The 19,323-nt window shown below is 48.3% G+C and carries 16 protein-coding genes; 11 read left to right on the top strand and 5 right to left on the bottom strand.

The genetic code is table 11. From position 1 onward, the window contains the following. Positions 1 to 614: 614 nt before the first annotated feature. From VSR74_RS08760 to VSR74_RS08710, 11 genes are all read left to right on the top strand, one after another. Positions 615 to 1,148 carry a fimbrial protein gene (locus VSR74_RS08760; protein ID WP_347794382.1) on the top strand — a complete coding sequence of 178 codons (534 nt, stop codon included), beginning with the start codon at positions 615 to 617 and terminating at the stop codon, positions 1,146 to 1,148. Positions 1,149 to 1,247: 99 nt separating this feature from the next. Then, on the top strand, positions 1,248 to 1,979 hold the full coding sequence (locus VSR74_RS08755; protein ID WP_347794309.1) for a fimbrial biogenesis chaperone: 732 nt from the start codon (positions 1,248 to 1,250) through the stop codon (positions 1,977 to 1,979). Then, positions 1,957 to 4,575, top strand: a complete 2,619-nt coding sequence (locus tag VSR74_RS08750) for a fimbrial outer membrane usher protein (protein WP_347794308.1) — start codon at positions 1,957 to 1,959, stop codon at positions 4,573 to 4,575. Before VSR74_RS08755 ends, VSR74_RS08750 begins: the two co-directional genes overlap by 23 nt. Beyond that, a complete protein-coding gene (stbD, locus tag VSR74_RS08745; RefSeq protein WP_347794307.1) occupies positions 4,572 to 5,900 on the top strand; it encodes a fimbrial usher protein StbD in 1,329 nt (442 codons plus the stop codon). Before VSR74_RS08750 ends, stbD begins: the two co-directional genes overlap by 4 nt. After that, positions 5,866 to 6,597: a fimbrial biogenesis chaperone gene (locus tag VSR74_RS08740; protein ID WP_347794306.1), complete on the top strand. Its 732-nt coding sequence runs from the start codon at positions 5,866 to 5,868 to the stop codon at positions 6,595 to 6,597. The genes stbD and VSR74_RS08740 overlap by 35 nt, the downstream gene beginning before the upstream one ends. Positions 6,598 to 6,896: 299 nt before the next feature. Further along, entirely contained in the window at positions 6,897 to 7,559 is a 663-nt protein-coding gene (locus tag VSR74_RS08735; protein ID WP_347794305.1) for a LuxR C-terminal-related transcriptional regulator, read from the top strand. Positions 7,560 to 7,569: 10 nt separating this feature from the next. Further along, positions 7,570 to 8,889: a TolC family outer membrane protein gene (locus VSR74_RS08730; RefSeq protein ID WP_347794304.1), complete on the top strand. Its 1,320-nt coding sequence runs from the start codon at positions 7,570 to 7,572 to the stop codon at positions 8,887 to 8,889. Between the two features lie 17 nt (positions 8,890 to 8,906). After that, entirely contained in the window at positions 8,907 to 10,160 is a 1,254-nt protein-coding gene (locus VSR74_RS08725) for an HlyD family secretion protein (protein ID WP_347794303.1), read from the top strand. 14 nt (positions 10,161 to 10,174) lie between these two features. Further along, positions 10,175 to 12,334: a peptidase domain-containing ABC transporter gene (locus VSR74_RS08720; protein WP_347794302.1), complete on the top strand. Its 2,160-nt coding sequence runs from the start codon at positions 10,175 to 10,177 to the stop codon at positions 12,332 to 12,334. 203 nt (positions 12,335 to 12,537) lie between these two features. After that, on the top strand, positions 12,538 to 12,879 hold the full coding sequence (locus tag VSR74_RS08715) for a colicin V synthesis protein (protein ID WP_347794301.1): 342 nt from the start codon (positions 12,538 to 12,540) through the stop codon (positions 12,877 to 12,879). Positions 12,880 to 12,917: 38 nt separating this feature from the next. Further along, positions 12,918 to 13,259, top strand: a complete 342-nt coding sequence (locus VSR74_RS08710; protein ID WP_347794300.1) for a colicin V synthesis protein — start codon at positions 12,918 to 12,920, stop codon at positions 13,257 to 13,259. Positions 13,260 to 13,326: 67 nt separating this feature from the next. On the opposite strand, the gene VSR74_RS08705 is transcribed toward VSR74_RS08710, so the two are convergent. From VSR74_RS08705 to VSR74_RS08685, 5 genes are all read right to left on the bottom strand, one after another. After that, the gene (locus tag VSR74_RS08705) at positions 13,327 to 14,007 is read right to left on the bottom strand and encodes a hypothetical protein (protein WP_347794299.1); all 681 of its coding nucleotides are present in this window, start codon (positions 14,005 to 14,007) and stop codon (positions 13,327 to 13,329) included. Next, a complete protein-coding gene (locus VSR74_RS08700) occupies positions 13,982 to 14,701 on the bottom strand; it encodes an EAL domain-containing protein (RefSeq protein WP_347794298.1) in 720 nt (239 codons plus the stop codon). Before VSR74_RS08700 ends, VSR74_RS08705 begins: the two co-directional genes overlap by 26 nt. A gap of 90 nt (positions 14,702 to 14,791) precedes the next feature. Continuing rightward, the gene (locus tag VSR74_RS08695; protein WP_347794297.1) at positions 14,792 to 15,577 is read right to left on the bottom strand and encodes a hypothetical protein; all 786 of its coding nucleotides are present in this window, start codon (positions 15,575 to 15,577) and stop codon (positions 14,792 to 14,794) included. Positions 15,578 to 15,776: 199 nt separating this feature from the next. Continuing rightward, complete coding sequence (locus VSR74_RS08690) at positions 15,777 to 16,853, bottom strand: fimbrial protein (protein WP_347794296.1); 1,077 nt, start codon at positions 16,851 to 16,853, stop codon at positions 15,777 to 15,779. A 15-nt stretch (positions 16,854 to 16,868) separates the two neighbouring features. Further along, positions 16,869 to 19,307 (bottom strand): fimbria/pilus outer membrane usher protein, encoded by a 2,439-nt coding sequence (locus VSR74_RS08685; protein ID WP_347794295.1) that lies wholly within the window; start codon positions 19,305 to 19,307, stop codon positions 16,869 to 16,871. Positions 19,308 to 19,323 lie beyond the last annotated feature (16 nt).

Here is a 19,323-nt window from a genome sequence, read left to right as displayed (position 1 = left end):
ACTGCAATCCAGAACCATTTCCATTGATGTCATTTAATGAAATTCTATTGATTCTCACCTTTGCAGACGTAATGACTGCAAAAGAAAAGCATGGCGATATAAATCGCCATATTAAAAGATAACCTTTTAAAATCAATTAATTATATGGATTCTTTACCCTGGGTCTGGGTAAAACATCTCGTATGGTGATGTTATTGGTCATTTTTTAACTTAATTTTAACATGTTAGATCGCAAAAAGATCATATCTGATTATTTCGATTAACTATTTTATATCTACAATAAAACCTTTGATTGTTTTTGTTATCTTTTGTAGGAATTATTATCCACTTTTTTTTTGTGCGATTGCGGGTCTGCTTCGCGTTAATAATGTCATTGCAGTTAATTAATTTAGTTTTTATTTAATAGATCGTATTAATTCTAATTTTTTATCAAGCTTAAAAAGTTGCATCTTTTAGTCTTATTTACAAAAAACAACATGGGTGCAATTATATTTACGTCAGCTTGCGGTGGCGATGCGATGAATAAAGCATTAAAGGGCAGCTTTCATATATCATATAAGTTTGAGTTCAAGCGCTCCAATAGCGAGCGCAATCTAATACATGGAGTAATAAAAATGAAAAAACTGGTTATTGCATCAGCATTAAGTGTTCTGTTCGCGTCTCAGGCTTTCGCAGCTTCTGATAACACCATTACTTTTAAAGGTGAAGTCGCAGACGAAACCTGTTCTGTAACCGTAAATGGTAATTCCAGCTCTCCGCTGGTGCTTCTGCCAACTGTAAGCACTTCAGACCTGGCTGCTGCGGCTGATACTGCAGGTCAAACGACTTTCGATATCGCTGTAACTGATTGCCCGGCTGCGCTGGATGGTAAAACCATCTCTACGCGTTTTGCAGGTAATAACGTTAGCACTAACGGTAACCTGGGCAACATCGCCAGCGATGCTGCTGCAAACGTTGAAGTTCAGATCCTGGATACCGCGAATACCGTTATTGACCTGACTTCTGAATTTACTGCTGATGGCGACCTGTCTCTGGCATCTGGCGAAAGCGAAGCTTCTGCAACTTATACCGCTCAGTACTATGCAACTGCTGCATCTACTGCCGGTGAAGTTGAAGGTACTATGCAGTATGCCGTTGTATACGAATAATTTGCATGATGCAAAAAAAATGGAATGGTCTGAATAAGCATTAGCTTTTATCAGATCGCCAGGGATGGCTCTTTAATATAAAAATTCGCGAGAAATATTATGCAGCGTAATGGATTTGTTCGGGCTGTAGTGGCTGTCGCTTTATTGGTTTCACTTTTCGTCTATAAAAATGCCAGCGCTACTGTAATTATGATTGGCTCGCGGGTTGTCTATCATGCAGAAGATCAATCTGTCGATATTCAACTGCGTAATCGTGACAACTTTCCTTATGTTATTCAGGCATGGCTGGATAGCGGTGATGCCGAGTCAACACCGGCTACAGGCAAATCGCCATTTATGATTACCCCGGCGTCGTTTCGAATTGCCGCGAATGAAGGCCAGGTACTTCGTCTTTCGAAAATGGGTAATCCGCAACTACCTACAGATCGTGAAAGTGTATTTTATTTTAATTTCTTACAGATCCCGCCGTCAAATCTCGGGGGAGAGAAAAAGAATAAGATAGTACTTATGCTGAAAAATCGACTGAAGGTTTTTTATCGTCCAGCAGAAATAACGGCTAACCCGAAAAAAATAGGCGAGATGTTGTCGTTTGTGTCATCGAATGGCGGTATCACTATTAAAAATAACTCACCGTTCTTTGTGTCGCTCACGGATGTGCAAGTTGATGGCAATGCGCAGAAAGGAAAAATCCCGATGATTTCACCTTTCGAATCGCAGGATATTTCTCTTAATGGCGGCACGGCGCAAAAGGGCCGGCAGTCGAAAGTAAAAGTAACGTATATAAACGATTACGGAGCCAGGGTGGCAAATGAATACGACGTTCAACTCTAATGCACATGAAAAAGGATATTCTGTCGCCTTTTACCTGAGCGCCGTCGCGTTCTTTTTACAGCTCGCGATGCAGAACAGCGCGCGGGCTGAAGAATACCGCTTTGACTCAAACCTGCTTACCGGTACTTCCCTTGAGCACCATATTGACCTGGATAAATTTAGCCAGAAAGAGGTGGCTATCGCTGAAGGTAAGCAACTGGTCGATATCTCACTGAATGGTGAAATCCTGGCAACGGAAATGCCGGTAACTTTCAGGAAAATCACTCCGGATGCCGCTTCCGCATCGCCTTGTCTTGATCCGGCATTACTAAAACTCCTGCAGTTAAAACCGGATGCCGACGCGAGTAGCGCCACGGACGAGTGCATTTTTCTGGCGCAAAGGGTCAAGCGTGCAAACTGGCATTTCGACACCGCAAACCTGGTTCTGGAGTTTGTTGTTCCACAGGTTTCGCTTTTCCGTCAGCCACGAGGCTTTATCCCTGTTTCCGAATGGAACAGCGGCGCCCCCGTGCTTTTTGCTCGTCATAGTACAAACTATTATCACAATGAAAACAGCGCCAGCGGCAGCACCTATAGCTACCTCTGGAGCATGATGAACATCGGGGCGAATGCGGGCCTTTGGCAGGCTCGCCATCAGGCTAACCTGCGTTATATGGACAGCAATACCGCCGGAAGCGCCTATAAATGGAATGCCGTGCGGACATGGGTACAGCGTCCGCTGCCGGATATTTCCAGCCAGTTGAGCCTGGGGGATAACTACACCAGCACCAGTATGTTCGGCGGGATCTCATTTAACGGGATCAAACTGGAAACCGATCAGCGCATGTGGCCGCAGGGTAAACGCGGATATGCGCCAGAGGTGATTGGTACTGCCACATCAAACTCACGCGTGGTGATCAAACAGCAGGATCGCGTCATTTATGAAACAACTGTGCCGCCGGGGCCGTTTGTTATCAGCGATCTGTATAACACCAAAAGTAATGGCGACCTTCATGTTGATGTAATTTCCGCAGACGGGAAAACCTCGTCTTTTACCGTGCCATACGCGGCGGTGCCGGATTCCGTTCGCCCGGGAAATCTCTCCTATGAATTTGCCGCCGGGCGTGTGCGCAATTACTACTCGGTGGATAACGATTTCACGGAAGGTGTATTGCAATACGGTGTGAATAACAGCCTCACATTGAACAGCGGGATGCGCCTTGCCCATGATTATGAAGCACTGCTCCTCGGTGGGGTTTGGGCTTCTCAGGCAGGGGCGATTGCGTTGAATACCACCTGGTCTCATGCAAAAGAGGCTAATGATGAGACCAGTACCGGCTGGCGAGCTGAGTTGTCTTACAGCAAAAGCTTTGCGACCCGCACTAACCTCGTGCTTGCGGCTTACCGGTACTCAACCAGTGGCTATCGTGATTTGCAGGATATCCTCGGGATGCGCCGTGAGAATAAAAATGGCGAAACCTGGTACTCCGATACGTTGCAGCAGAGAAATCGCCTGGCCGCGACGATGAGCCAGGATATGTTTGGCTTTGGTACGTTGGGATTCAGCGCGAGTACCACCGACTATTACGGAAGCCGTCCGCGCGTCAGCGAGTTGCAACTCACCTATGGGAACAACTGGGGAAAAGTGAACTACAACATCAGCGCCGGACGTCAGCGCACCAGTTGGGATAATGGCAATCTTTATAGCGTTAATGATAGCGACTACAACACGGATAATTATAAGAAAACGACCGAGAATATCATCTCAATAAACTTCTCTATGCCGCTTGAATGGCGTGATACCTCATCACGCGTATCCATGGATATGAGTCAGGATAAATACAGCCGCACCACCACCGCGACCCTGTCCGGGTCGGCCGGGGATGACAGCCGTTACTCTTATTCCATCTATGGCAGCTACGACCAGTATCGCGAGAACGCGAGCGGGCATGATACCTCGTGGGGAGCTAACGTGCAGGATCGCACATCAGTGGGGACGATGAGCGCCTCCTGGTCCCAGGGGCAGGGGTTCAAACAGTTGGGGCTGGGCACCAACGGCACGTTAGTTGTTCATGAGAAAGGGGTGACTTACGGGCCTTATGCCAGCGAGACCTTTGCGCTGGTTCACGCGGATGGGGCGAAAGGCGCGCTGGTACGCAACGGGCAAGGTTCCCGCATTGATAGTTTCGGCAACGCGATTTTGCCTTCTCTGGTGCCGTATCGGAAAAACCAGGTCAGCCTGGACACGCGTACCATGAATCAGAACGTTGAAATCAATGGCGGTAGTGCGCGTCTGGTGCCGTATGCCGGTTCTGTCGCGCGAGTGGATTTTGAAACAGTCTATGGGCGCCCGGTTCTGATTATTGCCAAAACGCCGGACGGTACGCTGGTTCCTATGGGGGCGGATGTCCTGAGCGCGGAAGGTAAAAATATCGGGATGGTCGGCCAGGCCGGGATGGCCTATGCGCGCCTGCCAGAACAAAGCGGGGTACTGCTCGTTAAGTGGGGAGATGCGGCGAATGCCCAGTGTCGGATCCGCTATCAACTGGATAAACCTGTTGATGAAGAGGCTGAGCCAGTTCAGCTAAACGCGGTGTGTGAGGAAGATAAGTCATGACGTTGAAACCTGTTTATTTTGCCGGATTGCTGGCGTTAATGCTGGCGCCCGTCGCAGGGGCAAATTGTATAAAAGTGACCGCAACGACTCAGCTTAGCACGAGTGCTATCAACGCCGGTTATGTTGCGAGCAGTTGGACAGGCGCATGCGACGGCTGTACGGCGCAATTAGGCTTATCCCCGATGATAAGTATCGGTTCGGGAGTCGCATCGTTACCCAGCGGAACGGTTCTCTCCGCGGCGACGGGCAATTTTATTACTCAAGCTGTAAAAGATTCAGATTATAGTGCGAATCGTGTACTTTTTCGCTGCGCTAAAGCAGATGAAGATAGCCTGTATGAAATGTATGCGACTGCAGGTAGTAACCCCTACGCGGGTCAATATCCTGTAGAGGATATCGAGGGGGGTTATTACACCTATGCCAAAAACGTTGCTTTACGAATTACTAACCTTAAAACGGGGCTTTACTACACGAACCGTTGGCAGTCTCGTAAACTCTCATCTTCAGAATGGTATGATGACGGAACGTATATTTTTATTCCAGCTTCTGCATTCAGTGATGCGTTTCTTGAACTGATTAAAACCGATCAGACCTCTTACTTTTCAAGCGGTGCGAGTACCGTTGTTTACAAAAATCCGACGAGTAATGGTTATTTGGTCTTTAAAGGGCCCGGTATGGCGACGGCAATAAGTGAGGGCGGTGACAGTGGGAGCCAAAAAGATGGCTATTATACGTATTGGCCAGGAGCCTGGAGCTTGTATAATTCGATTACCGTCACCCGTGGTGCAATGTGTATTCTGAAAGATTACACCGACCGGGTAGTATTCCCGAAAATCGGCACCGGTGAACTCAATAGTGGCGGTGTGAGTCAACAGCCATTCTCCATAACGCTGGATTGCGATAAAGATGCGGTATCAGGGGTAACAAGCTCCTCCAGTAATCCAAATGTCGCCGTCGGTTTTTTGGTTAATCAGCAAATAGCTGTGGAGGCAGCGGAAACGTTGGGCCTTAAAAATTCCAGCGGCGGCATTACCTGGCTACTAGATAATAACTACGGTGCAGAAGGGGTGGCCAGTGGCGTAGGTATTCGGGTTTATGACAGTTCGATGAAGTTAATTAATTTGTTGTCTTCCCGTGTCACAGGGGGCGGCGAAAGTGCTGGCTGGTATGCCTATAAAGATATTACTGAATATGTTGGTGACAATGAAGATACGACACTTAAATATACCGGTGATTTTATCTCTGCCCTGGAAGCTCTCCCTGGCAATGAAGCAACAGCAGGAACTGTCGATGCGCAACTTCAGGTGGTGGTTAGTTTTCAGTAAATCGGTATTGCTTATTATGGCCCTGGCTGGGGGGATTCCCCCGGCCGGGGCTGTCGTGAGTCCCGATCGTTCACGCGTTATTTTATCGACCGATCCCGCTGAAGAATCTCTACTGTTGACGAATGCCGACACGATCCCGTCTTTAATTCAGGTATGGGTCGATGATGGCAATCTGCTGGCATCACCCGATAATTTAAACCTGCCCATTGCGATTTTGCCGCCAGTATTTAAGCTGGCGGCGGGACAGCAAAGGGATGTACGAATTAAACTGCTGCGCAAAAATTTTGTAGAAAATGTGGAAAAACTGTACTGGATTAATATCTATCAGGTTCCACCGAATACAAATCGTAAAGCAGGCACAATGCAGCAGATCGTAATGCCGCTGCGGATACGCATCAAACTTATTGTTCGCCCTGTAGCGATGAAGGCTCTGGAAGAGAGCGAAGGAGAAATAATTAATGCCTCGCTGGTAAAAGGTGAAAATGCCGCGCTGCTTCTTTCGAACCCTGGAAAGCGTGTGCTCTCCCTTTCCGGGATTAAATTTAGCAATGTTAATTATAACGGTGTGACGTTATTACCCGGTGAAACAAAAAGAGTTAGCCTTACCAATAAGGATATTGCTGGCGGAAGGCAGACAATATACTGGTCAATTGTTAACGATATGGGTATAAATTGGGAGTATAAACGTGAAATTTAACGTCTAACTGTCAGTGAAACTGCTCATTTGATGGTTTTAGGATTAATCCCTCCAGCGGGTATACCACCCGCCTTAGATAAGCGATGCAATCGGTTTATTCGATTTTTTTAAGTTTAAAAATAATATTTTTAAAATTTATCGGGTGTTTTTTGTGCGATTTTAGTTTTTTTTATAAAGACGCTGTGGTTTTTTTATATGAAAGCTGTGTTTTTTTAATGTTTCAGTTTTTTTGACGTTTGAGTTTCTTTTTAAAATTATGTTTAATTCATTGTGTTCGTGACTTACGGGAGGAAAATTCGATGATGGAAATGCAAAACATAAATATTGTTTTACTTTATCGATTCAATGTTTTTCATGATTTCCTGTTGGATTACTTCCAGAGGGTGTTCCCAACGTCTAATGTGACAATTAACATTTTTAAGAACGATAGTGTCTTGTTAAAGGCAATGGAGGTTGAAAATCTCGACCTTATCATCACCGATCTTGCAAGCTGGTTTAACCTGATGAATCACCTGCAGGTGAATCAGCCCAATATGCGTGGTGAATTGCCGAAAATTAACAGCAAGGTCGCTCTGATTTTACAGGATTCGGACATTAACGTTATCGATAAAATCCTAAAAATGAATGTGAATGCCATTATTAGTATGACTGACGACTCCCGAGAACTGAAACAGGCAATTATGCATGTCTTTGATCAGGACAAATCAGATAAGTACATTTCTGATTCTATTCTGGAGCAATTAAACAGTAACGCACAGGCGTTGCCGCGTGAAAAACTCTCTAAAAATGAGTGGGAAGTTATCAAAATGTTTTCTGATGGCTATAGCCTGATGGAAATCGCTGAAAAAAGATCGCGGGCAATAAGCACGATTGCGACTCAAAAAACCAGCGCGATGAAGAAGCTGAATCTTCATAACAATGGTGAATTGATGAAGTATGTCTACATGCACAGTATTTTATAAAAGAAAAAACATGAAACGAACCTGCATTGCAATAAGCCTGTTGGTTAATGCATTAAATATCGCGCATAGTTATGCACTTAATATAGAAGAGTCCGTATTAGCCGCCAATAGTTTCGACCCGGAAATGAATGCGGCTCGTAATGAGCATGATGCGGACAATGAAAAACGAAACCAGGGTTTTGCCGGATTATTACCGACGGTCTCCCTTAATGGCTCGTGGTCTAAAACCGATCAGCCGGATGCCAGCTATGCCGCTGGTGTTACCCGGCATAGCGCCACGGTTAATCTGACGCAGCCTGTATTTGATCTTGCCAAATATGCGGCCTGGAAAAAGGGGGATGCGATTGCCGATCTGGCGGATGCGAAACTGTTACAGGCGCAGCAGAAACTGATTAAGAGCACCATCGTGGCGTGGACGGATGTGGTCTATCGCCGGGAGTTGCTGAACAGTAAAAAACAGGTTTTGCAGCTTTATCAGCAAAAGCTTAATCAGGCGAAAGCGCAGCTATCGTTGGGGGAGTCAACGCGCCTTGATGTCAGCGATGCCCAGGCCCGCTTTGATAAGGCACAGGCTGATATTGTGAATGCGGAAAGTGACCTCAATGATGCGGCATTAGTTTTTATCAGCCTGACCGGACACGATGCCAGTGAAATTAATGAGGCGACTCTTTCCTGCATACCTTCTTTGCGCACGACTCCGCGTGAACAACTGCAGGCAGCGATGATGAAAGACAACCTTGATATTCGCGCTGCGCAGTTTTCCGTCAGGCAGAGTGATGCCGATGTGCTCACGGCGACCAGCGCCCATCTGCCGGTAGTTAATCTGCAGGCCGGTTACGGCACAAACTGGAGCCGGGCGGAGGACAGCAATGAGCTGGATGAACTTTTCGGTACGACGAATAAAACACGCGACACAATGGTGTCGCTGAATGTTTCCATTCCTCTTTTCTCCGGAGGCGGCGCGGTATCGCAAAGTATTGAAGCGGCGAAACGGCGCTCACAGTCGAAAGATCTGCTGGCGCTGGCGCAACTTCGCGCAAAGCAGAGTCTTAATGGCTCTCTGAATGCCCTGAAGAGTGGCTTTACGCGTCTGGCCGCGAGTGAGCGTTTACTTCACTCTGCCCATGAACGCCTTGATTCCACCCGCTATGGCAGGGAGATAGGTATGCGCACGCTCATTGATGAGCTCGATTCCCTGAATGAATACGCCTCTGCCTTGAGTGAGAAATCTGAAGCGCAGTTCGCCTTAATCCGCGCCCACACTGAACTGGATGCCACGCTTGGCGAACTGGATATGTCGGCGCTCAAAAAATATCGCTGCGCACAGTAAGGATACGGAGCCGAAAAATGTCAGAACCTTTATTTCGTCAGCAGGCGATCGATAACAATCGCGCAAAATCTATCGGCACGGTGGTGTTATATACCCCACCCTGGCGCTGGCTGTTGATTGTCTTTGTCGGCGGCATCGCGGCAGCCATCATCGCATTGTTGATTTTTGGCAGCTACACCAAACGCGAGTCCGCAAAGGGCACACTGGTGCCAGAGCAGGGGATACTGGATATCGCCTCGGTTGGCGGCGGTACGCTTACCGGCATTTTTGTCCATGAGGGGCAAAGGGTAAAAAAAGGCGAGAAGCTGGCTTCTCTTTCCAGCGATATCTCAACCTCTCTGGGGGAGACGCGCGAGCAAATCGCCAGGCAGCTTCACGATCAACGAGAAGTCCTTAACAGTGAGTTGCAGAATCTGGAGGCGATTAACACCAGCACGATGCAGGGTCTTAACGATCGCATCGGGCTGCTGAAAGAACAAATCGCCCAGTTGCAGTTAATTAATAGCCAGCGGCGAAGCCAGATAGGCATTGAGCAGGAGAAGCTCAAAAACCTCAAAGCGTTGCTCGCTGAAGGGTATGCCTCAAACTCGCAAATCGATCAGCAGGACTCCGTGCGCCTCGAAGCCGTCGTGCGAATGCAGGATGTGGGGCGGCAATTGCTGGAGCTGAAACAGCAACTGGCGCAACTCCAGCAGCAGCGCATTGAACAACCCATCAACTTTCTGAAACAGAAGAATGAGGTTAACCAAAAAATAGCCGAACTCAATCAATCCTTACTGGAAAACGAGTCGCGTCGGGCGACGATCCTGACTGCGCCTGCGGACGCGATTGTAGGGTCGGTACTGGTGAAGAGAGGGCAGATCGTGGCGAGCGGGCAAACGCTGGCGTCGCTTATCCCGCGGGAGGGAGACCTGCAGGCTCGCGTGATGCTCAGCAGTCGCGCGATTGGTTTTATTAAACCGGGGCAGAAGGTGGTGTTGCGCTATGAATCCTTCCCATATCAGAAATTTGGTCAGCAGTATGGCAGGGTTCTGGAAGTATCTGAGTCGGCGCTTACACCAAAAGATGTGGCTTCCGTCACCGGCGATAACCAGGCCCAGGAGCAGTTTTATCAGGTCAAAATAGTGCTGAATAAACAGTCCATTAGCGCCTACGGCGAAAAGTATTCTCTGCCGCCGGGCAGTGCAGTCAATGCAGATTTTATTGTCGACAAGCGACATCTCTATCAATGGGTTCTTGAGCCGCTCTATGCGCTCGGTAAACGCTTTTAACCTCAGGTATGCAAATGGATTTTATTGAAAAACTACGTTTTTCCGGGCGAAAAACGTTACCGGTATTACGCCAGACGCAGGCCGCGGAATGCGGTCTGGCCTGCATTGGCATGGTGGCCGGGTATTATGGCCATAAAATGGATATGCTGACGTTGCGAAAAAAATTCGCGATGTCGCTGAAAGGCAGCACATTAACGGATGTGATTAATCTTGCGGGCAACCTTGGGCTGGTGTGCCGCGCGCTGCGCCTTGAGGTGGAAGAGTTAAGCCAGCTTCGCCTGCCCGCTATCCTGCACTGGGATATGAAACACTATGTGGTGTTAAGTGAAGTTCACGGCGATAAAGTCGTTATTCACGACCCCGCTCGTGGGCGACGCGTACTGAAAATGAAGGAGGTATCCGCCTTCTTTACAGGGATTGCGCTGGAGCTGGTGCCGCAGGCGAATTTTGAAAAACGAGAAGAGAAAGAGTCTCTCTCGATGCTCAAACTGCTTGGCAACGTGTCGGGTATTAAGTCGGCGTTTGCTCAGCTCATGGTATTGACGCTGGCGCTGGAAATATTCGGCATTATTAGCCCGTTCTATATGCAGTGGGTACTCGATCAGGTGCTGGTTTCTGCCGATTACGATTTAATGACCCTGCTGGGCTGCGCATTTATTATTGTTGTGCTGTTACAAAATGGGATCACCGCGCTAAGAACCTGGGTGACGACATGGTTTTCCAGCCTGCTGAGCGTACAGTGGTCAAGCAATATCTGTGCTCATTTGCTCAACCTGCCGCTCGCCTGGTTTGAAGAGCGCCATATGGGCGATATCGTCTCGCGTTTCGGCTCTATTAATAATATTCAAAGCACCCTGACAACACGTTTTATTGCCTCGGTCTTTGACGGGGTGATGTCGATTATTACTCTTGGCATCATCGTCGTGTATAGCCCTTCGCTGGCGCTGATTGTGGTGGGGCTTTTCCTTGCCTACACCACTGTACGTCTGGTGGCATTCCGTCCTTTTCGTCAGGCCAGTGAAGACCAGATGATCGCCAACTCGCAGGTGCAAAGCCAGTTGATCGAATCGATCCGCGGCGCACAGGCCATCATGTTGAGCAACAAGCAGAATATGCGCGTTTCAACCTACACCAATGAGCTGGTGGAGGCGACGAATAATGGCATCAAGATCCAGCGATTGACCATTTTCTTCTCTACGGTGCAGGGGGTGTTATCGGGGGTTGGGCGTATTGTCCTTATCTGGCTGGCGGCATTACAGGTGCTGGATGGCAACTTCTCCAGCGGGATGCTGATGTCATTTATCACCTTCTCGGATCAGTTTATCAGCCGTGCTTCAGGTCTGATTGACGCCTTTATCGAATTTCGCATGCTGCGTCTGCACGGCGAACGTTTGTCGGATATTGTGCTCAGCGAACGTGAAGATGACATGCTGAATCTTTCTGGTCATCCCGACCCCGAAAAAGCGGTTTCTGTGGAAGTGAAAAATCTTTCATTTCGTTATTCGCCAACGGAACCGTGGATCTTACAGAAAGCAAATATGCTAATTAAAGCCGGGGAATCAGTGGCGATTGTCGGCCCTTCCGGGCAAGGGAAAACCACGCTGGCGCGTTTGTTCCTCGGGCTTTTGCGTGCCGAAGAGGGGATGGTGCTGATTGATGGCGTGGAAAATGTGCGCCTGGGGATGACGTGGGTGCGTCACAATACCGGCAGCGTGATGCAGGATGACCAGCTTTTTGCCGGGTCTATCCTGGATAATATCTGCTTTTTTGACGCCGATTTTGACATGGCAAGAGTTGAAGAGGCGGCCAAAATTGCGCAAGTGCATACCGACATCGTGGCCATGCCGATGGGCTATAACAGCCTGGTAGGGGACATGGGCTCTGCGCTTTCCGGCGGGCAAATTCAGCGGCTGCTGTTGGCGAGGGCGTTGTATAAAAGGCCGGCAATATTGCTGCTTGATGAAGCGACCAGCCATCTTGATATCTACCGTGAAAAAGCGATTAATGACGCAATACGCCAGATGAATATCACCCGAATTATTATCGCCCATCGGCCAGAGACGATAATGAGCGCCGATCGTATTTTTGTGGTGGCGAATCGTCAAATCAATGAAGTCGATAAAGCCACGCTGTTTGGTGGGCAAAACAGAGAGATGACACCGGCATTAAGCTAAAAATTGTCATATGCGCATTTTTTTAGCGTTTAAAAGGCCTTTTTTTAACTTAAGGCCTCTTTTTTTTACACGGCCGATTAAATCTTTTTCCACCTTTAGTTATCATTTTCATTGTTTTTTCTATATCAATGCCTGGTGAACCGTTAAATAATTACACCACTTACCACAGCGTGAGTGTTTAATATCCTAAGGACGAGATAGATATGCGTGAATTAACAATTATTGAAATGAACGAAGTTGCCGGTGCTTCATTGGGATCAGCAATTTATTCCGGGATTCTGAGCGCAGCAGCAGGTACTGCAGGTGGCGCCATTATTGGTGGCGTTCATGGTGGTGACGGCGGCGGCCTGCTGGGCGTCGGGTCAATTGGTCAGGGCGTCGGTATGATTGCGGGCGGGGCTATTGGTTTAGTGACAGCCGGTATTTTTGGCACGATTTATGGTTATAACCATGCAGAAGAAGTTGAAAGTATTAATACCAGCTTCTGGACTAGTGTTATTAATGGTAGCTTCTATCCAGGTACTAGCACAAATAACAATATTTAATCGGGAATAATGTTTTTAGATTTTACGGAGAAATAATCGTGCGTGAATTAACTTTAATTGAAATGAATGAAGTATCTGGTGCTTCTATCGGAAGTTCTATCTATTCCAGCATCTTGTTTGCTGCGAGTGCAACTGCAGGTGGGGCAATCATCGGTGGTGTTCACGGCGGTGACGGCGGCGGTCTGATTGGTGTCGGTACTATTGGCCAGGGTGTTGGTATGGTCGTTGGTGGGGCTATTGGTCTTGTCACTGGTGGTATTGCCGGTGCGCTGTATGGTTATAACCATGCGGAAGAAGTCGAAAGCATTACTTCCAGCTTCTGGACTAGTGTCATCAATGGTAGCTTCTACCCAGGCACCAGCACCAATAACACTATCTAAGTGTAGTCGTGCGGACATGAACACAAAAAACCCATACACCACGGTGTATGGGTTTTTTACGTCCAGCTCATGCGCTGATTGCAGACGGTTTTGCGTCGAACGGTTCCAGCGTGCTGTTCAGACGGTAGGTGTGTCGCGTCACAATAGATTCCTGCTCCTCATGCTGCCAGGAATGAAGTACCTTTTTGACCGCCACAATCGCCGGATAGATGGTCAGATAGTTTTGGCAGCCTGGCAACCCCATCTTTTTCAGGGCTGACCTTTTATAGTACGACACCACTCTGTACGAAACTCTGACAGCATTGTAGACGCCCTTTACGCTACCAGCACTAATAAGCTCATTGAGAATAAACATTTCCCGTTCAGTGAGGGTGTTTTCTTTTCTGTTTTTGGTTTTCAAAACCAGCATAAATATATCGATAAGTTCGGCCAGCGCGATATTTTTATTAAAGTAGTAGACCCCATTTTGGCAAAAAAAGGGGCGGCTGGAGTTAAGCCCAGGCGGCGATATACACAGTTTTGTTTTACCATAGAAATGGCGTGTCAATGCGCTTAACAATGTCGCATTGCTAACGCACAGGAGAACCAGTCTCTCTTTCGGTTGATAAGGATCAAGCCCTGCAATCGCTTGTTTCCAGTCGTCGCTATTTTTTATTAGCCAACATTCGGTGACAATTTCTTGCGCTTTCATACCTTCTGATATGCCAGAAAGATACCAGACGTCATCCGATATGATTATTGCCTTCATACTGATATCCATCATATTTATCGTGCTGCTCAAGGGTGATGACAAAAGACTCTCGCTCATCCACAGGCCAGAGATACCCCTGGGCATAGCGAACCTCACTGCCAGCTACAAAGTGGTGCTGATCTTCATTTTCGACCCCTTCCACCAGAACATTATCCGCCAGGCTCTCGGCCTGTTTAATCAGCGACGTCATTGCGGATGCATCCTGACTATTCGCCAGCCGCCACAGCTCATGTTTATCGATCTTTATGCCGTCAAAACGAAAAGGCAGTTGGGCAATAAGTGGAATATGTTGGGCGTAGAGATCATCCAACCAGAGTTGTGTATTGAAATCACGTAAAATGGTTAGTATCTCCTCAATGTGCTGTACCAGCAGAGGAAAAAAAGATTCACTTTGTTGGCAATCTAATTCAAGTGCCTTCGGGCCGGGCAGCATAGCCAGCAGCGATTTCAGCCATACCATATTAATTAATAACGGGATGCTGATGTTTAAAAAAAGAACGCCGTTACTGTAGTACTGTCTGGGCATCCCCATTGTTATTTGATCCTGAACAATGCGTGATAACATATCTATAGGGATGGAGCGAAAAAACATTTCCGGGTCTGCTCCCTCCGGCTGACAGAGAACTTCGCCGCCAATTCTTTGACCCGTTTGTAGATTAATAATCGGCTCGATGCGGCACATAAGTTTCATGATGAAGTTATCTCCTTTTAAAGCATGGTATGCGTGACGTGCATCAATAATGTTTATGCGTAAATTACCGCGTCGGGTGTGATATAATAATTAATTAAAACGATCAATGTACGGAACTACCGTATTTTTCAAAGGGTTGCTATTGAGTGCTTGTAGCATTTTTACATGCTCGCCTTTGCTTTTAATATGCAGTTTTTTATCGATTTTTTTAATGTAATAAAATAAAGTGTGATAGCTTTTGTTAATTATTTTCGCCACATCCTGTGCTGGAATACTTTTCGCCAGAGCGTTCAATACCGTCCATTCAATTTCAGAAAATGCGTCCGGGCGCGCTATATCAAACATTAAATCGATAATATATTGACTATAAAACGGTTCTTCCTCCCAGCAGGCCTGTACGGCATGAATCAACTCCGGCATGGCTTCGTACTTAGAGACGATATTTATACGCGGGAAACTGCGTAAAACCTGGAGCAGGTACCTGTTCCGTGTCTCAGTAAAAACGGTGATGCGCATATCTGGATGCTTAGTCTGCACCTGGTAGATAAAATTCAGGGCTTCCAGCGCATTCTCATCAAGCGTAAAAACCTCCATCACGATGTGGTCAATAATGCTGTTCTGTATTCGGTACTGCGCCTCTTTGAACGAAGGGCAGGTATACAACACCAGAGGGTTAATCAAATGTTTGCAAAGAAAATTAACCAGATAGTTATCCGTATCGATAATTAACGTTGCATGGGTCGGCTGTGCATCCCTGTTCAATGATTTAACCGAATTTTCAATCATAACTAAATCGAACATTGCTGAAGCGCTACTGTTTGGCTGCTTCTCACTATTGAAAGCGTGTGATTTAGTGTTTCGCAATGTACACATCATTTCTTTAGCCTTACTATGCTCAGAATAATTACAGTATAATAAATTTATAATATGATTGTGGGTCATATTTTTGGTTATAATTATGCCACTAACTAATATTATGGTAATGAATCTTGAAAAATACCATTTCGTGGTTTGTTGAGAAGTATACTTCGTACAGAATTTTAATTTGAGATTATTCTCTGTTTCTTATTTTGGGTCAAGGATAGACGATATTTACTTTGGCCGTTGTCTGGATGCTGCCCTCTGTGGGATTAGCACCATAGATATAATAATAAGCTCTTAGTGGTATATTGAAGTTGTTCCCCCATTGGGCAATCTTAAAGAGCTCATATTCACTGGTAATATTGCCTGCGCTAAGCTCATTTGCGCTGATGGCGATTTTTTTGCTGGTGTCTGCGCGCATCACGCGGACGCCAATATTACGCGCGGTGCCCTGGGAATTTTTCAGCGTGTAGTGATCCGTTTCAACGTTACTGCTGCTGAGATAGAACTGAATAGTGCGGGTAGTCATCCCTTCCAACAGGTCACTGCATTCTGCGCGCAGGGTAAAGTTAGTATAAAATTGCGCCTCTTTTCCGGCCAGCTTCAGGCTGGTGAGATCCGTTTCCGGCAGCGTCACGTTGGTATCCGGAATGCTGCAGGTACTCACTCGTGGGCGATAATTAATAGTAATATTTTGATAGAAAAGGCGTTTAGATTCATCTGAACCAATCAATCCCAGGATCCACTTAATAAATTCGGCGAAATTGACGCCGGGAAACCAGAACTGGATCCCCGAAGAGTCGACCACTGAAATCGCATGGGACAGGGTGACGCTGGTCACGCCTGGCCCGGCTTTAATCGCGGTGGCGCCAGCGGGCAGTGTTTTCAGCAGTTTTGCCTCATAGGTATAGGTCACGTTATTTAATGACGTGCCGGAGACACGACTCTCTCCCAATCCGCTGTAGCTTTTGCTATTGGGGGAAATATTGCTGATGTTGAACTGCAAAATATAGTTACCGTAATCCACATAGGCCGTGCTGTTGCTGAGTTCAGAAATGATCGCTATGCGGTTGCCGGAGCCCAGCCACTCGGCAGAACAACTGAACGTTCCCGAAGAAAGGGACAAATTTGGGGAATTAGTGGTCTTGCTGCTCAGAGAAAGGGAATCCAGCGTCAGCGTCACCGTACTCTCTTTTTGCGCCCCGGAGTCGCTTTTACAGGATGCCTGCGCAACCTGATAAGCGCTTCCCAGCAGGCAGAGGGTCAGAATAATCACATCACGAATTTTCATGGTTCACTCCTGCCGCTAGCGGCAAATATTGATTTGCCCATCTGAGGCTGGTCGGACGATCGTGCAGCTCTGGCGGCCATCACTACTGGTTTTAATATGCAGGCGCGCTGGAAGCGATTCGGCTTTCAGGTAAAGCATTCCCCCCTGCGCCACATAGCCCACGCTGTTACCCGCGTCGTCGACAATCTCGGTGCCGAACGGGAGCGGCTGGCCGTTGCTCGCTCTGGCGGGCAGCATAAACTGCCGCCGTTGGTCGGTCTCGAAGCGAACATAGGTTACCGATCCGGCGTAAGGAACGACTTCCTGAATATTTCCCTTCAGCTCGACGCCATCGACCATATGGGTGGTATCCAGTTGGATACGGTTTTTACGGTAAGGCGACAGGTAAGGCACCAGCGCTTTTCCGCTGCTATTGGTGGTTCGTGTGCCGTCTCCGCCAAGCGTAGCCCCTGCCGCGCCCGGCGCGTCGATAATAGCGAAGGTATCGCCCAACTGACTTGAGGTCAGCACGCCGCCGCGCCAGGCGACCAGGCTGCCGCTCGCGCCGACGCCCGCCTGGCGATACTCGCCAGACTCGCTATAGCTGCCGTTCAGGGTGGTGAACGGAGTGCGATAGCTCAGGCTGCCGCTGGCCGCGCTTTTGCCGCCGGTACGGTTGCTGGCGCTCAGATTGTAGGTCGCCTGGTTGAATGCCCCCGCGGTTCCGCTCACGCCCAGATTGCTGTCGGCGTAGCCGTCGCGATTGAATGTAACTCCGCTGTTGAGAAACACTGGCTGTGTAAAGAGTTCAAGCGGCACGGATAACGTCAGGTAGTAGCGTCTCTCTTCGCGCTGGCTGTCGTTACGGGTGCTGCTGGCAGACAGGGTGTAACTAACTTTCCCTATATGGTTGGAATACCCCAACTGATACTCTTTCGTTGTGCCGTTTCCGTTCCAGTAATCCCGCCATGTTCCTGATAAATATAGTGAACCCAACCCATCCCCCAGGGACTGGCTCAGGTTGATGTTGAAGGTGTTTTTCTGGCGCATAAAGCGCGCGTCGCGGTTGTCCGTATTCTCTTTCTGCCAGTTGTGCAAGGCGATAGCATCGTTGAAGCTATAGTAGTTTTTAGTGGAATAGCGGTAGGCCGCCAGCGCAAAGTTGGTGCCGGTCAGATTAAAGAAGCGGCTGAAGGCGACTTTGTAACTTTGCCCACGCACTTTTTTATCGTCAGGGATCTGCGTTTGCGACTGGGTCACATCGAACGAGACTGCGCCGAAGGGGAGATTCAGGCCGCTACCCAGCAAAAAAGCATTGTAGTCGTCGCTGTAAATTGCCCCGGTGTAACCGGTGATAAGGTTGCTGAAACCGTACTGGTAGCTGGCCTGGGCAAACTGCGGGCGATAGCGACTCTCTTCGGCGCGGGCTTTACCCAGCAGCAGGCCGTATTTCCCCAGCCCCTCCTGCAGCATATTCGGCACCGAAGAGAAGGGGACGATAAAACGGCTGCTGCGCCCGTCGGCTTCGATGACCTCAACGTCGAGATCGCCGCCGGAGCCAGTTGGCAGTATATCGGCAATTTCAAACGGGCCCGGTGAGACGTTTTTCTGGTAAATCACCTGGCCGTTCTGGCTAATTTTTACCAGCGCGTTGCTCTGCGCGACGCCGCGTACCACTGGTGAAAAGCTCTGCTGCGAATCGGGCAGCATGCGCATATCGGTGCCCATGCTGATGCCGCGAAAGCGCAGCGAATCAAACAGGTCGTTGCTGGAATAGCTATCGCCGATACGCACGATCGATTTGAGCGCAGCTATGCCGCGTTCCAGATAGCGCGTGCTGTTGCTCCATTTGCCTGATGTATCATTGCTTTTGTTGTAGCTGGAACTGTCGCGCAGAACCCAGCCGAAGGCGTTGAGGCCACTGTTCAACTGGAAATAGCTATTTTCCTGATCGTGCCCGGCGCCCTTGGCATCGTTATAGTTGTAGTTAGCGCTGTAGCCGAGCGTCAGTGCGGTGATCCCCTCGTCCCAGAATGCGGGATCGACATACCCACGCAGCGCCTGGCGAACGTAGGCCTGCGGTACGCTCATGCGCAGGGACATATCCGCTGCGTTCAGCTTCACGTTGCCGCCGTGTACCAGCGTATTTACGTCCACACGGTCACGGGATTGATCATCCTCGGTGAGAACCGTTGGTGAAAGCGCAAGCTTTTCAATATCGTTTTTTTGCAAAAAAACGCCTTTATCCGTGATGTGGACGGGGAGACGACCCTTCCACTCGTCGTTAATATAGACGTCAAATGGATACTCACCGGGAGGAAGAGCGGAAACCCGGTAAAAGCGCGACATATCCGCATTTCTGGATCCGCCGGCTAAAAAGTCGGTATTGAAGGTCACGGCGCTGGCCCGACCGTAAACAGACATTAATGCCGGTGCCAGCAATAAAAATGCGTATTGACTCTTTCTGCCTGTCATCGCTGTTTCCACGCGT

The sequence above is a fragment of the Pseudocitrobacter cyperus genome, assembly GCF_039889165.1.
GTDB lineage: Bacteria > Pseudomonadota > Gammaproteobacteria > Enterobacterales > Enterobacteriaceae > Pseudocitrobacter > Pseudocitrobacter cyperus.
Note: the sequence above shows the minus strand (reverse complement) of the source record. Positions and strands in the feature narration are given on the sequence as shown.